Raw genomic sequence first — 13,621 nt, 5'->3', positions numbered from 1 at the left:
ATCTCCGGTCGCTGGAGGACGACTCCTGCACCGACGTCCGCGACCAGCTCCGCCCACTTCTGGCGGAACGGGTGCGGCAGATCGACGAGAAACGCGCCCGCCTCGACCAGGCCGATCATGGGCTCGCAGCGTGTCCAGACCGCGACGACCACTGCTCAACGGAGTGCGTGTTCCGCACCCGGACCACACCCGCTGTCGAAGTCAGGTAGCGCTTCACCGACCGAGCATCCCCGCCCACGCCTGCGTGGACACCTGCATGACGTCCCACGAGGAGTCGAGCGGCGGCGCGTAGGAGAGGCAAAAACCGAACGCAATCGGTTCCGGGCAGCGTACGGCTCCGCTCCGAATGCGTTTGGTCGCTGCCCGCTAGCAACGTTCGCACCTGCGGCAGGCCGTCATCGTGGTCATGGTCGCCAGCGTAGCCATGACTGCGGTACTGACGCGCGAACAACCGGTGAGGGTTCAAGCGCCGTGGGTCGATCCTCAGTACAAGCTCTTGATCACGAAATACGAGCCGCGGATGGTGCCGGCGAGTTTCGACTTCTGGCGGGCGAACTTGAACCTCGACTCGAGTTCGGCCGGCACGTCCATACCGTCGGAGAGCTTGAACCCGACGGCGCGTTTCCCACCGTCCTCGATCGTGTACATGACGTTGATGGAGAGTCCGGACTCGTAAAACACATAGGACATGTCGATGCCCTCCACCTCGAACCTGGTGGCTTCGAGCGGTCTGGATTCGATCGTCAGGCTGCGCTCGTCCTGCAAGATGCGGTGCACTCGTTCGATGATCTCCGGCACTTGGCTCGCGGGGCTGACTGTGAAGACGTGGTCGTACTTGTTCTGGAAGTAGCGGGCCTCGTTGGCCCGCAGTCCGGCCAGTGCCGCAGCCACCGGCGACGACTCGAGCCCGACCTCCGACACCGTGGCGAAATCGACGACGTACGACATTGGTTCCTCCTCGGTTACCGACCCATCCGACTGTAGGGCGAAATGCACACGCGGTGGCCGTCAGCTGGTTTGGGGGCGTTCTTGGATGACCCAGGTGTTCCCGTCGGGGTCGGCGAAGAGGACGAATGAGTTCCAGTCGCCACCTCGGCCCTCGAGGCGGACGCCGTCTTCGAAGTGTGTCACTGGACTCACGTCGACACCGCGGTCGGCCAACTCGGCGCGTGCCTGATCGATGTCGTCGACGACGAGCTGCAGGCCCTCCAGACGGGTCTCGCCAGTCTTGAGTTGGATGCTGCTACGTGAGCCGGGCGGTGTGAGTTGCACGATGCGGAGCTCGTCACTGATCCGGACGTCGAGGTCCACGTGGAATCCGACCTGCTGGGCGTAGTAGTCCTTCGCCTGGTCGACGTCGGCGACGCTGACAGGAACGACTTCGAGACTCCACTGCACCGGGCACTCCTTCGCGACGATCACGGGTTCGAATGCCCGTCGTGCTCCAGTGTGCTCGGCCGGCACGTGTCTCGACAAGCGGGTGTGTCACCGGCAGGTCTGGTGGATCGCGCGTTGGCGTCGGTTCTGTCAGAACTCTCAGGGTGTCGGTGCGCATTCGAGGGCGCAGTTCCGCTGGACGTGCGAGCCTCGGGAGATGATCCACACCGGTCTCTTCGACCCTCAGTCCATCATCCAGAGCAGTGGCGGGTGGGCGCTTGCCGTCGTGTGTCTGATCATCTTCGTCGAGACGGGACTGCTGATCGGGTTCGTGCTTCCGGGCGACACCCTGCTCTTCTTTACGGGTGTGCTGACGTTCTCCGGCGTGATCGGGGTGCCCGTCGCAGTCGTCATTCTCGCGGTCGCCGTGTCGGCGGTCGCAGGGGATCAGCTCGGGTACCTCATCGGGAGGAGGGTCGGCCCTCGGGTCTTCGAGCGGAAGGCCGCGGGACTCATTAGCCGGGCCACCCTCGAGCGCACGAACGGATTCTTCGACCGATACGGTCCCGCGACGGTGACGATCGCGAGATTCGTCCCCGTGGTCCGCACCGTTGCACCGGTCGCCGCAGGAACCGCCCGCATGCACTATCCACGATTCCTGCTCTTCAACATCGTCGGCGGCATCGCCTGGCCGACCCTGCTGATCCTCGCTGGGTTCTTCCTCGGACAGATCCCCGGCGTCGCGGACTTCGTGTCGCAATACATCGACCTGATCCTCGGCGGCATCGTCGTCATCTCCATCCTCTCGATCATCGTCAGCGTGATCCGAAGTCGTCGCGCGGGACGCACAGACAGCTGAACCAGCCGTCCGGGACGCGCGGGCGCACCGCATTCTGTGAGCACCCTCACGAACGCGGGTCGTCAAAGTCAGGCCGGCTGCAGGGTGGAACGAGAGCGTTGACGCATGCCCTCGACACTCGAATCCACTCGCGTCAGTGACCTGCTGCTCAGCAAGGTCCCCCAGATCACCTTGGCCTTCTGGGTGATCAAAGTGTTCTCCACCACCGTTGGCGAGACCGCGGCCGACTACTTCAACGACACGCTCGGCTTCGGCCTGACGGCGACGTCGATCGTGACGGGCGCACTGTTCCTCATCGCCCTCGCGGTCCAGTTCCGGACGCGGCGCTACGTGCCGACGGTCTACTGGATCACCGTCGTGTTGATCAGCGTCGTCGGCACCCTCATCACCGACAACCTCACCGACGTCGTCGGGGTGCCACTGTGGGCGTCGACGCTCGGCTTCGCCGTCCTGCTCGGGGCGACCTTCACGGTGTGGTTCCGGCGCGAGCGGACCCTGTCGATCCACTCCATCGTCACCCGCCGCCGCGAGGCGTTCTACTGGTGGGCGATCCTGTTCACCTTCGCGCTCGGTACTGCGGCTGGAGACTTCCTGTCGGAGGCGCTCGGCCTCGGATACGTGCTCGCCGCAGTCCTGTTCGCCGCGGTCATCGCGGCCGTCGCCATCGCGTATGTCGTCTTCCACGCCAACGCCGTGGTGTGCTTCTGGATCGCCTACGTCCTCACCCGCCCACTCGGCGCATCGCTCGGCGATCTCGCCTCCCAACCGGTCGCGGACGGCGGGCTGGGGCTCGGAACGACCGCCACGAGCGCGGTATTCGGCATCGTCATCATCGCCCTCGTCGTCTTCCTCACAGTGCAGCTCGCGCGTCAGCGTCGACAGCTTGCGGCGTCCGATCCGTCGGCCGTCTCAGCGGCAGCCGACGTCCGGCGGCTCGCTGCGTCCTAGGATGTGGAAACGGGGCCGGGTGGGCATTGCCGGCAACAGGCGGGAGGGGGCAGGTCGTGAGGATCCTCGTCGTCGACGATGAGCACGAGATGACGGAACTGCTCGCTCGCGGGCTGGCGTCCGACGGCCACGAGGTCGTCGAGTCGCACGACGGTATCGACGCCATCGGACTCGCGACGGACACGGAGTTCGAGCTCGCGGTCGTCGACGTGATGCTTCCGGGGATGTCAGGGTTCGAGCTCAGCCGCCGGTTGAAAGAGCTGGATCCCACGATCGCGATCATCCTCCTGACCGCTCGGCACGCCGTCGACGATCGGGTGCGGGGGCTCGACGCCGGTGCCGACGACTACATGGTCAAACCGTTCGACCTGGCCGAGCTGTCCGCGCGCATCAGAGCCGTCCGCCGCCGCGACGCGCTGCACGCACCCGCCCGCATCCTGCTCGGCGACCTGACGGTCGATCTCGCACGCCATCGCGCCCGGCTGGGCGATCGGGAGATCCCACTGAGCCGCACGGAGTTCGACGTGCTCCGTGTCCTCGCGCTTCGCGTGGACGACACCGTGACCCGCGCGGACATCCTCGCAGAGGTCTGGGAGACCAGCGAGCACATCGACCCGAACATCGTCGACCAGTACGTGAGCTACTTGCGGCGGAAGCTCGAGCAGAGCGGGGCGGGCGTGCGCATCGTGACCACCCGCGGCGTCGGCTTCCGGCTCGTCGCCTCGAAGGGTCCGTGAGGGTCCCCGTGGCGACGACCCGCAGGCTGATCGACCGTCTCGGCATCCGGATGAGGATCGCCGGGGGCAGTCTCCTCATCGCGATCCTCATCGCAGTCGCCGCGGGCATCGTCCTGAACGCGCAGATCGAACGCATCGTCCGCGACGGCACCAGCTCGGTCCTCTCAAGCGACAGCGCCCCCTACGTCGTCGCCCTGCAGACGGAACCGGACGACTCCTTCGACGCGCCCGGGCCATCACAACTCGTCGCCGTCCTAACTCCCGACGGTTCGACGCCCATCAACACACTGCCGGCTTCGCTGGCCGACAAGCTGCCGGATGTGGGCGGATCCGGGCAGGCGCACGACGTCCGGGTGGGAGATGCGTCCTTCATCGTCCTGTCGACGACGGTCGCAGTCGCCGGTGGGGACTGGATTGTGGTGGCAGCCCGAGACGCCCAGGAAGAGACAACCGTGCTCGCGCAGATGCGAACGCTGCTGTTCACGGGCCTCGCGGTGATCGCCGTCGGTGCTGCCGGGACCGCCTGGGCGCTCACCAGTCTGTCCCTCGGCCCAGTCCGTCGCCTTCGCCGGAGTGCTGATGCCCTCAGCGCCGGGTCGTCCTCGGAACTCCTCGCGGTCGGCCAAGCTCGCGACGAGATCTCGGACCTCGCCCGCACCTTGAACGAGCTCATCGAGCGGCTGCGCGACTCCGCCCGCCGGGAACGGCAACTCGTCTCCGACGCCAGCCACGAGCTCCGCACGCCGATCGCGTTGCTGAACACCCAACTGCAAATCGCGGTCGCTGAAGCGTCCTCAGTGGAACAGATGGTGCGAGACGTCGACGGTGCCAGACGAAACGTCACCCGCCTGGCGGCCCTCGTGACCTCCCTACTGGAACTTTCGGCGATTGAAGCTGCCGACGACGGTGTTCGAAGCTCGATCGGAGCCCTCGGTCGTGAAGCCGATGACGCGACCGACCGTGCTCGGTTCCGCGCACAGGACACGGAGGTCTCGATTCTGTACGACGGGCCGGAGCTCCTGGCGTCCGACGACGGGACCGAGGACACTGGCAGCTTCCCGATCGGCGCTGAGGCGTTCGGACGCATCCTCGACAACCTGCTCAACAATGCACTGCGCGCCGTCGGCCACGGCGGGGTGATCGACGTCCAGCTGGCCGTTGGAGGAGGATTCGCGTGGCTCCTCGTAACTGACACCGGCGGCGGGATGGACCCGGCGTTCGAGCCGTTCGCACTCGACCGCTTCACCCGTCAAGATGCCTCGCGGACCGGCGGTCAAGGAACCGGTCTCGGACTCGCGATCGTCGCCGCACTGGTTCGGAACGCTGGTGGCAGCATCGAGCTGGACAACCGGCCGGGCGACGGGCTGACGATCCGCATCGGCCTGCCTGCCGTTCAGGCGGCGCCGTCGCACGACAGCTGACCGGCGCCGCCTGAACGTTTTCCGGCGGGCATCGGGTTGCGGGTGTGGCGTCGCGCTAAGACGGCGACGAGTCCAATCGTGATGGTGAGAGCGACCAGCGTCACCGGACCCGTTCCGAAACCTAGACCGCCTCGCGACGGCACCACCGCGAGCCCGTCCGCAATCGACGCGCCGAGCGGCCTCGTGACGATATACGACGCCCAGAACATCGCGACCGCCGACCAACCCAAGAACCGGTATGCCAGACCCGGTAGCAGGAACAGTACGCCGAAGACGATGGCGGACCCGCCGTAGCCGAGACCGAGGTCGTGCGCGGCGAGGTCACCGACGGCGGTGCCGAGAGCAAAGGTCGCGCACACCGTCGCCCAGTAGAACACCTCCCGCCGCCGGCTCGTGATCGAGTGGATCGACAACGTGCCCTCGGACCGCCACCACACGCCCAGCACCACGGCGAGTGCCACGGCGAACGCCGCCGTCGAGACGATGTACGGCACCCCGACGACGATGTGCGCAACATCGGCGACCATCGTCCCGAACACCCCGATCATGCCCACCAGCAACCAGTACCGCCACACCACGTACCGCGGTGCCTGAAGCTGGATCATCAGACAGGCTGCGAAGAGTGCTGCCGTAGCGAGCACGACCGGCACCGGGTCGAGGCGCACCACCATCCAGTCGGACGCCGTCTCACCGAGCCCCGTGGTCAGCAGCTTCAGCACCCAGAAGACCGCCGTGACCTCGGGTACCTTCGACGCGACGACCGACGCGGGCGCAGTCACAACACTCATGAGCGGGAGCCTGCACGCGCCTCCCGAGAGATGACACGGAAAGCGAGCGCCGAGCTCTGAGAGCACTCTCAGCCCAGCACCCACCCCTCTCGTCGGTGGAACGCCGATGAACAAACATCCCGAGCCACGATGAGATCCGCCGGCGTCACCGCTACCGGCTTTGACCAGCGAGGCGTTTGCGGCGCCACGTTCATCGCGCACGACCTCTCCGCCCACAAACAATGGTGGGTGGGGGCCCGTGTCGGGCCCGCTCGGGTCCATTGCTGCATGAGCTGGACGATGCCGTAACCCGAGCGGCATACCGCCGAGTACGACGGGCATCCCGACTCACCCATGAGCCGGGGTGCCCGTTCGTGACCGTGAGTGTCGCCGAGGATAGAGCGATAGCTGCAGGCCCTCTCTGACAGGACGATGAGAGTTCGGCGAGGCGGAGAGCATTCGGATCGCCAGGGCGTGCCGCGCCAGCGTTCGCCGGCGGGTGGCCGATTCCGAGAGCGCTCCTGGCGTGCTCCCCGGGTTCAGGTGCGCAGCCCGCGCAGTCCGCTGCGAATTTCGCTCGCGAGGAACTCCGGCTGCTCGAGCGCGGCGAAGTGGCCGCCTCGTGGTGCCTCCCCGAAGTGGACGAGGTCGCTGTAGGCGTCCTCGATCCAGGACCGCGGGAGCAGGGGTACATCCTTCGGGAACACGGTGACGGCGACCGGGAGGTGGAGGTGGGGGCCGGACATGGTCGCCGATCGGTTGTCCCAGTAGATGCGCGCCGAAGACGCTGCACTGTTCGTGAACCAGGAGATCGCGATCGTGTCGATCATCCGATCGACGTCGATCGCATCGTCGGCGCGGCCGGCGTTGTCGGTCTTCGACTCGTATTTGTCCCAGATCCACGCCGCCTGCCCGACAGGGGAGTCCGCCAACCCGTACCCGAGCGTCTGTGGCACCGTGCCCTGCACGTGGTTCGCGCCGCCGAGTGCTCCCGCGTAGAGAGCGAGTCCGTCCACCGCCCGCCGTTCGGACGCATCGAGGTCGGTCGGGATCTGCGTGGGGAAGGCGTACGGCGTGCTGAGATGCACACCGAGAAGCCCTTCCGGGCGGGATGCCCCGAGAGCGGTGGTGACGGCGGCTCCCCAATCTCCGCCGTGTGCCACCCACTCGCGGTATCCGAGCCGTCGCATGAGCGTGACCCAGGCCGACGCGATCCGCTCGACCGTCCACCCCGGTGTCGTCGGCTTTCCCGAGAACCCGAAGCCGGGCAGCGACGGGACGACGACATCGAACGCGTCCTCCGCACGGCCGCCGGACGACACTGGGTCTACCAGCGGCTCGATGAGCCCCACGAAATCCGCGAACGACCCGGGCCAGCCGTGCGTCAGGACCAACGGCAGTGCATGCGGGTGCGGCGAGCGGACGTGAAGGAAATGCACGTCGACGCCGTCGATGGTGGTGCGGAACTGCGGGTGGGCATTGATGGTCGCCTCGGTCCGTCGCCAGTCGTAGCCATTGCGCCATCGGTCCACGAGCTCCCGCACCCGCTCGAGGCGAACCCCTTGGGAGCGGTCGTCCACGGTCTCGGCCGTCGGCCATCGAACGGAGTCGAGGCGCCGGTCGAGGTCGTCGAGTTCGTCGTCCGCGACGGCGATACGGAACGGTCGGATGTCGATGTCGTCCGAAGTGGTGGTCTCATGCATCGGTCTTGCTCCTGCCTGCGCGGTCATTGCACACGTGTGTGCAATCGAGAGTACGACGATTGCACACGCATGTGCAATGATCGATCTCCGGCGATCGCTCTTCAGGAGGCAATGTGACGCAGACCGCAGACCGCATCCTCGACGCTGCAGCCGAGGTGCTGGGAGTCGATCCTGAAGCTGGGCTGGGTGACGTCGCTACAGCCGCGGGCGTGGTCCGTCGCACGGTGTACGGATACTTCCCCAGCCGATCCGACCTCGTGCTGGCACTGACCCGCCGGGCGGCCCTCGAGATCGACGATGCCATCGGTGCGATCGACGCCGGCCCAGCGGATGTGGTGTGGGCGGCCTTCCTCGGACGGGTCTGGCCGCTCGTGGGCAGGTACAGAGTCCTCGTCGCTCTTCGGCGCGGCCCGCTTGGGGCGGAGATCCATGCTGAACTCGCCCCAGTGGATCGGTCCCTCGCCGAGCTCGTGCGACGAGGTCAGGATGAAGGTGTCTTCGGGGTGCACCTGCCGGCGGCGGTGCTCGGGCAGGTGGCGTGGTCGACGGTGTTCTCCATTGCCGATCACGGCCTCGCGGATGTTGGGCTCGATGCGCGCGCCGTCACGACGTCGAGCCTGCTCTTGCTGGGCGTCACATCCGACCGGGTGGCCCAGATCCTCGACGCTCCGGCCTAGGGCCTTGCGTCCGACGACGAGGTGACGTGTCGGGTCGAGGTGGTCTCCCGGTTGAGGCTCCGGGCAGCCCATTCGCGGAGGAGTGCCTGCTCCGCGGGGCTGAGCCCCGGGAGGTCGTCTGCCACGGCACGCAGTTGGATCAGCAGGGCATCGACAGGGCGCGCGGTGACACTGCTCTCATTCGCGACGATGCGCGCGAGCACGGCGTGGAGCATGTCATCTGACAGCGCCGATGCGTGGTCGGCATCGGCCGTCGAGGCGAGGAGGGCCCGGATCGCCCCGTCCCCAGCGGCGCGGATCAGGCCCACTGCTCGCTCCTCGCTGATCGCCAGGAGACCCGCCGACGCGATCGCTCGTACTCGCAGTGCCAGGACGTCGGGGAACTCCGCAGGCAGATCGATTTCGGCTCCATCACTCGCTTGGGTGGGTTCGTTCATCAGGAGGTACAGCCCTCCGTTGGCGAGGCCGAAGTCGATATGTGCCTGCCAGGCGACACGCAGAGCGGAGATGGGATCGGCGTCGTCGTCGGCCACGTCCTTCGAGCGGGCGTACGTTGCCAAGACGTGGGCGGCGACGGCGCGAACCAGACCCTGCTTGTCCTCGAACAACCGATAGATCACGGGCGCCTGGACGCCGGCACGCAGCGCGACCGCGCGGGTGGTCATTGCGCCGGCGCCGCCTTCCGCGATGAGCTCGCTGGCGGCGGTGAGGATCGCCTCCCGGGTGCGACCCCGTTGGCTCTCCATGCTTTGTTCCCTCATGGTCACGACGATACCGCAATGACGTTAGGGGTGATAACATCGGCGCTACGCGAAAAGTGTTATCGATGAAATCACCCACAGGAGGGTCTACCCATGTCCGAGAAGATCACCATCGTCGCCCTCGAGGAGCACATCGCACTACCGCTCGTGCTCGATGCCTGGGAACGCTCCGGCGTGCAGCCGAACCCTCACGCCGGGTGGGGCGATGACCCGTTCGCACGACGGCTTCGCAGTACAGGGGAGGAGCGCTTGGCTGATATGGACGACCAGGGGATCGACGTCGCAGTGCTCTCGCTGAACTCGCCGGGCGTCCAGAATCTGTCCGGAAGGGACGCGCCGGTCGTCGCCCGCGACGCGAACGATCACCTTGCCGAGATCGTCGCGGAACATCCAGACCGGTTCCAGGCGTGGGCGACGATTCCCACTGCCGACCCGGCCGCAGCGGCGGCGGAGCTCGATCGTGCCGTCACGCGGCTCGGCTTCGTCGGGGCGATGCTCTACGGCCGGACCGCGGAGGTCTTGGCCGACTCGCCCGTTCATGACGAGCTCTACGCGAAGGCCGTCGAACTCGGTGTGCCCCTGCATTTCCATCCGCAGGTACCCGTCCCGGGGGTCATCGACTCCTACTATTCCGGCCTCGGCTCCGCTGGCATGGGTCTGGCGACCGCCGGCCTCGGTTGGTACTACGACCTGGGCGTGCAGTACCTGCGGATGATCTTCGGTGGGGTCTTCGACCGCCACCCGGACCTCCAAGTGGTTGCCGGACACTGGGGCGAGCTGGTCATGTTCTACCTCGACCACACCGGCATCATGGCCCACAACGCGGGCCTTAAACGCCCGCTCCTGGACTACTGGACGCAGAACTTCTGGATCGCCGGGAGTGGCACCGTGTCCGAGCGCTACCTCCGATGGACCGCCGAGGTCGTTGGCACCGAGCGCATGGTCTACTCCACGGATTATCCGTACACGTTCGGCACCCGCCCCGGCGGGTTCCCGTTCCTCGACACCTCTGCCGGCGTCGGTCGCAGCTTCCTCGAGGGCGCACCCTTCACCCACGAGCAGAAGATCGCCATCGGCTCCGGCAATTGGGAGAGGTTGATCGCCCGACGACGGTGAGCGCTCTGACGGATGCTGTGGATTCGTTCGTCGAACCCAGTATTCTGCCGCGTCACCTGCCGGCCAAGACCGAATGGGTTCCAAGCCGGGGGTCTGCCTCGAACAGGGCCTGCGTGCTCTCCATCCGAGATTCTGCAGGTCATGTTCATTTGTTAAGACATTCTGTGTATGCTGGTCGTGGCCTCATCGAACAGCTCACAGAAAGTTGTACAGAGACGTATGACCGCTCCATCAGCCACCACCTACGACGTCGTCACCATGGGACGCGTCGGCGTCGACATCTACCCGTTACAAGACGGCATCGGGCTTGAGGACGTCGACACCTTCGGCAAGTACCTCGGAGGAAGCGCCGCCAACGTCGCCGTCGCGGCCGCACAGCACGGGCACCCGACGGCGCTCATCAGCCGGACGGGCAACGACCCCTTCGGTCGATACGTCCACCGCGAACTCGGACGTCTCGGCGTCGCCGACGAGTTCGTCGGCTGGGAGGCCGAGCTGCAGACGCCGGTCACCTTCTGCGAGATCTTCCCGCCGGACGACTTCCCGCTGTACTTCTATCGCAAGCCGAAAGCCCCGGACCTGACGATCACGTCGAAGTCGCTCGACCTCGACGCGATCTACCGCGCGAAGGTGTTCTGGGCGACCGTCACAGGACTCAGTGAGGAGCCAAGTCGTTCGGCGCATCTCACCGCCTGGGAAGCCCGAGCCCGTCGGCCCCTGACGATCCTCGACCTCGACTACCGCCCGATGTTCTGGAACTCGGCGGCGCAGGCCTCAGCCCAGGTCGGGCGAGCGCTCGAACACGTCACGGTCGCGGTGGGCAACCGTGAGGAGTGCGAGGTGGCCGTCGGCGAGACCGATCCGCACCGCGCTGCCGACGCCTTGCTGGAACGCGGCGTCGAACTCGCCATCGTCAAACAGGGCCCGAAGGGCGTCCTCGCGAAGACGCGCGACGAGACCGTCGAGGTACCGCCGTACTTCGTGGACGTCGTGAACGGCCTCGGCGCGGGGGACAGCTTCGGAGGCGCCCTCTGTCATGGCCTCATTGAAGGGTGGGGTCTCGAGAAGATCCTGCGGTTCGCGAACATCGCCGGGGCCATCGTCGCTTCGCGGCGTGAGTGCTCGACGGCCATGCCGAACTCCGCCGAGGTCCTCGAGATCCTCGACAGCATCAGGACCATCGGTTCGGCAGAACTCGGAGGTGCCCGATGACCATCGTGAACAACACCAGGACATCGCGCTTCCTTCGTGAAGCCGAGTTCGAGCGCCTGCGCGAGGTCCGCGCGTCGGACCCGGCAGCGATCACCCGGGCCCACACCGACCGCCGCCGCCGCGAGCTCATCCGCGGTGACGGCCGGCTCTTCATCGTCGCCGCCGACCACCCGGCTCGCGGAGCCCTCGGGGTACGCGACGAGACGATGGCGATGGCCGACCGGTACGAGCTCCTCGACCGCCTCGCGCTCGCGCTCTCGCGTCCTGGCGTCGACGGCGTGCTCGGCACCCCCGACATCATCGACGACCTCGCCCTCCTCGGTCTGCTCGACGACAAGGTCGTGGTCGGATCGATGAACCGGGGCGGGTTGCGCGGCGCCGCATTCGAAATGGACGACCGCTTCACCGGCTACGACATTCCCGGCATCGTCCGCGACGGTCTCGACTTCGCCAAGACCCTCCTCAGGGTGAACCTCGGCGATGTCGGATCGGTCGCGACGATCGAGGCGAACGCACGCGCCGTCGACCAGGCCGCCGCGGCTCGGGTGCCGATCATGCTCGAGCCGTTCATGAGCGAGTGGCGCGAGGGTCGGATCGTGAACGACCTCTCGCCGGAGGCCGTCATCACCTCGATCGCCATCGCCGCCGGCCTCGGTTCGAGTTCCGCGTACACCTGGATGAAACTCCCGGTGGTCGAGGAGATGGAGCGCGTCATGGCGGCGACCACCATGCCGACACTCCTCCTCGGCGGCGAGCCGAACGGTCACCAGGACGACGTCTACTCGTCCTGGGAGCGTGCCCTCGAACTGCCCGGCGTCCGCGGCCTGGTCGTCGGACGCACCCTCATCTACCCCGCCGACGGCGACGTCACCGCCGCCGTCGACACCGCCGCCGGTCTCGTCCACGGCGACCTCCCGTCCTGACGTCCCGCTCCGCTCCGAGCGTCGATCCTCCACAGATTGGAACCACCCGCATCATGAGCACTGACTCCCTCCCCGTCGTCCCCCACTGGATCGACGGCGCTGAAGCCCCCTCCACCTCCGGTCGCACCGCCCCCGTCTACGACCCGGCGCTCGGTGTCGCCACCAAGCACGTCGCGCTCGCGAACCAGGACGAGATCGCAGCAGCTGTCGCATCGGCTACGAAGGCGTTCCCGGCTTGGCGTGACTTGTCGCTGGCGAAGCGTCAGCAGATCGTGTTCAAGTTCCGAGAACTCCTGGAGGCAAAGAAGGGTGAGCTGGCGGAGATCATCACCGAAGAGCACGGCAAGGTCGTCTCGGACGCGCTGGGTGAGATCACGCGGGGGCAGGAGGTCGTGGAGTTCGCGACCGGCCTCGCCCACCACCTGAAGGGTGAGTTCTCGGAGCAGGTCTCCACCGGCGTCGACGTGTACTCCACGAAGCAGCCCCTCGGGGTCGTGGGCATCATCTCGCCGTTCAACTTCCCCGCGATGGTACCGATGTGGTTCTTCCCGATCGCGATCGCGGCCGGCAACACGGTCGTGCTGAAGCCGAGCGAGAAGGACCCGTCCGCGGCGATCTGGCTCGCGAAGCTCTGGAAAGAGGCCGGGCTCCCCGATGGCGTGTTCACGGTGCTGAACGGTGACAAGGAAGCCGTGGACGGACTCCTCACCCACCCGGAGGTCCGCGCGATCTCCTTCGTCGGGTCGACGCCGATCGCGAAGTACGTGTACGAGACCGGCACCGCGCACGGCAAGCGGGTCCAGGCACTCGGCGGGGCGAAGAACCACATGCTCGTCCTGCCCGACGCCGACCTCGACCTCGTCGCCGACTCCGCCATCAACGCCGGCTTCGGCTCCGCGGGCGAACGGTGCATGGCCATCTCGGTGGTCGTGGCCGTCGAGCCCGTCGCGGACGAACTCATCGCGAAGATCGCCGAGCGCGCCGCGACGCTGCGCATCGGTGACGGCCGTCGGAACTGCGACATGGGACCGCTGGTCACGAAGGTGCACCGCGACAAGGTCGCCTCCTACCTCGACATCGCCGAGGCCGACGGTGCGACGATCGTCGTCGACGGCCGCAA

General features: G+C 66.9%; 14 protein-coding genes. 9 read left to right on the top strand and 5 right to left on the bottom strand.

The features are described from left to right. Nucleotides 1-483: 483 nt before the first annotated feature. The gene (locus QRN26_RS18135) at nucleotides 484-948 is read right to left on the bottom strand and encodes a DUF8821 family protein (RefSeq protein ID WP_285037802.1); all 465 of its coding nucleotides are present in this window, start codon (nucleotides 946-948) and stop codon (nucleotides 484-486) included. 60 nt (nucleotides 949-1,008) lie between these two features. Next, nucleotides 1,009-1,398, bottom strand: coding sequence for a VOC family protein (locus QRN26_RS18130; RefSeq protein ID WP_056011263.1), 390 nt, complete (start codon nucleotides 1,396-1,398; stop codon nucleotides 1,009-1,011). A gap of 196 nt (nucleotides 1,399-1,594) precedes the next feature. On the opposite strand from QRN26_RS18130, the gene QRN26_RS18125 reads away from it, so the two are divergent. From QRN26_RS18125 to QRN26_RS18110, 4 genes are all read left to right on the top strand, one after another. Continuing rightward, complete coding sequence (locus tag QRN26_RS18125) at nucleotides 1,595-2,236, top strand: DedA family protein (protein ID WP_056006401.1); 642 nt, start codon at nucleotides 1,595-1,597, stop codon at nucleotides 2,234-2,236. Between the two features lie 105 nt (nucleotides 2,237-2,341). Further along, a complete protein-coding gene (locus tag QRN26_RS18120) occupies nucleotides 2,342-3,184 on the top strand; it encodes a COG4705 family protein (RefSeq protein WP_056006398.1) in 843 nt (280 codons plus the stop codon). Between the two features lie 56 nt (nucleotides 3,185-3,240). Further along, nucleotides 3,241-3,921, top strand: coding sequence for a response regulator transcription factor (locus tag QRN26_RS18115; RefSeq protein WP_056006395.1), 681 nt, complete (start codon nucleotides 3,241-3,243; stop codon nucleotides 3,919-3,921). Between the two features lie 8 nt (nucleotides 3,922-3,929). Further along, nucleotides 3,930-5,342, top strand: a complete 1,413-nt coding sequence (locus QRN26_RS18110; RefSeq protein ID WP_285037801.1) for a sensor histidine kinase — start codon at nucleotides 3,930-3,932, stop codon at nucleotides 5,340-5,342. Here QRN26_RS18110 and QRN26_RS18105 read toward each other — a convergent pair. Both QRN26_RS18105 and QRN26_RS18100 read right to left on the bottom strand, forming a co-directional pair. After that, complete coding sequence (locus tag QRN26_RS18105) at nucleotides 5,315-6,130, bottom strand: COG4705 family protein (RefSeq protein ID WP_285037800.1); 816 nt, start codon at nucleotides 6,128-6,130, stop codon at nucleotides 5,315-5,317. The genes QRN26_RS18110 and QRN26_RS18105 overlap by 28 nt on opposite strands. Nucleotides 6,131-6,648: 518 nt before the next feature. After that, nucleotides 6,649-7,812 carry an epoxide hydrolase family protein gene (locus QRN26_RS18100; protein ID WP_285037799.1) on the bottom strand — a complete coding sequence of 388 codons (1,164 nt, stop codon included), beginning with the start codon at nucleotides 7,810-7,812 and terminating at the stop codon, nucleotides 6,649-6,651. 113 nt (nucleotides 7,813-7,925) lie between these two features. On the opposite strand from QRN26_RS18100, the gene QRN26_RS18095 reads away from it, so the two are divergent. Continuing rightward, nucleotides 7,926-8,489 carry a TetR/AcrR family transcriptional regulator gene (locus QRN26_RS18095; RefSeq protein WP_285037798.1) on the top strand — a complete coding sequence of 188 codons (564 nt, stop codon included), beginning with the start codon at nucleotides 7,926-7,928 and terminating at the stop codon, nucleotides 8,487-8,489. Here QRN26_RS18095 and QRN26_RS18090 read toward each other — a convergent pair. Beyond that, complete coding sequence (locus tag QRN26_RS18090) at nucleotides 8,486-9,250, bottom strand: TetR/AcrR family transcriptional regulator (protein ID WP_285037803.1); 765 nt, start codon at nucleotides 9,248-9,250, stop codon at nucleotides 8,486-8,488. The genes QRN26_RS18095 and QRN26_RS18090 overlap by 4 nt on opposite strands. 93 nt (nucleotides 9,251-9,343) lie before the next feature. Between QRN26_RS18090 and QRN26_RS18085 the strand changes: the two genes are divergently transcribed. The 4 genes from QRN26_RS18085 to mmsA all read left to right on the top strand — a co-directional run. After that, the gene (locus tag QRN26_RS18085) at nucleotides 9,344-10,366 is read left to right on the top strand and encodes an amidohydrolase family protein (protein ID WP_285037797.1); all 1,023 of its coding nucleotides are present in this window, start codon (nucleotides 9,344-9,346) and stop codon (nucleotides 10,364-10,366) included. A 219-nt stretch (nucleotides 10,367-10,585) separates the two neighbouring features. Beyond that, a complete protein-coding gene (iolC, locus tag QRN26_RS18080; RefSeq protein ID WP_285037796.1) occupies nucleotides 10,586-11,578 on the top strand; it encodes a 5-dehydro-2-deoxygluconokinase in 993 nt (330 codons plus the stop codon). Continuing rightward, a complete protein-coding gene (locus QRN26_RS18075) occupies nucleotides 11,575-12,501 on the top strand; it encodes a class I fructose-bisphosphate aldolase (RefSeq protein ID WP_285037795.1) in 927 nt (308 codons plus the stop codon). The genes iolC and QRN26_RS18075 overlap by 4 nt, the downstream gene beginning before the upstream one ends. A gap of 53 nt (nucleotides 12,502-12,554) precedes the next feature. After that, the coding region (gene mmsA / locus QRN26_RS18070; RefSeq protein WP_285037794.1) for a CoA-acylating methylmalonate-semialdehyde dehydrogenase at nucleotides 12,555-13,621 on the top strand (1,067 nt) is incomplete at its 3' end.

It is taken from the genome of Plantibacter sp. ME-Dv--P-095 (genome assembly GCF_030209365.1).
In the GTDB taxonomy this organism is placed as follows: Bacteria; Actinomycetota; Actinomycetes; order Actinomycetales; family Microbacteriaceae; genus Plantibacter.
This window is presented reverse-complemented; position numbering and strand designations above follow the sequence as displayed.

What these genes read in the sequence shown, in the direction of transcription:
- QRN26_RS18085 (WP_285037797.1), top strand. Translation starts at nt 9,344, where the DNA reads ATGTCCGAGAAGATCACCATCGTCGCCCTCGAGGAGCACATCGCACTA.
- QRN26_RS18135 (WP_285037802.1), bottom strand. Translation starts at nt 948, where the DNA reads ATGTCGTACGTCGTCGATTTCGCCACGGTGTCGGAGGTCGGGCTCGAG.
- QRN26_RS18120 (WP_056006398.1), top strand. Translation starts at nt 2,342, where the DNA reads ATGCCCTCGACACTCGAATCCACTCGCGTCAGTGACCTGCTGCTCAGC.
- QRN26_RS18090 (WP_285037803.1), bottom strand. Translation starts at nt 9,250, where the DNA reads ATGAGGGAACAAAGCATGGAGAGCCAACGGGGTCGCACCCGGGAGGCG.
- QRN26_RS18125 (WP_056006401.1), top strand. Translation starts at nt 1,595, where the DNA reads ATGATCCACACCGGTCTCTTCGACCCTCAGTCCATCATCCAGAGCAGT.
- QRN26_RS18105 (WP_285037800.1), bottom strand. Translation starts at nt 6,130, where the DNA reads ATGAGTGTTGTGACTGCGCCCGCGTCGGTCGTCGCGTCGAAGGTACCC.
- QRN26_RS18075 (WP_285037795.1), top strand. Translation starts at nt 11,575, where the DNA reads ATGACCATCGTGAACAACACCAGGACATCGCGCTTCCTTCGTGAAGCC.
- iolC (WP_285037796.1), top strand. Translation starts at nt 10,586, where the DNA reads ATGACCGCTCCATCAGCCACCACCTACGACGTCGTCACCATGGGACGC.
- QRN26_RS18100 (WP_285037799.1), bottom strand. Translation starts at nt 7,812, where the DNA reads ATGCATGAGACCACCACTTCGGACGACATCGACATCCGACCGTTCCGT.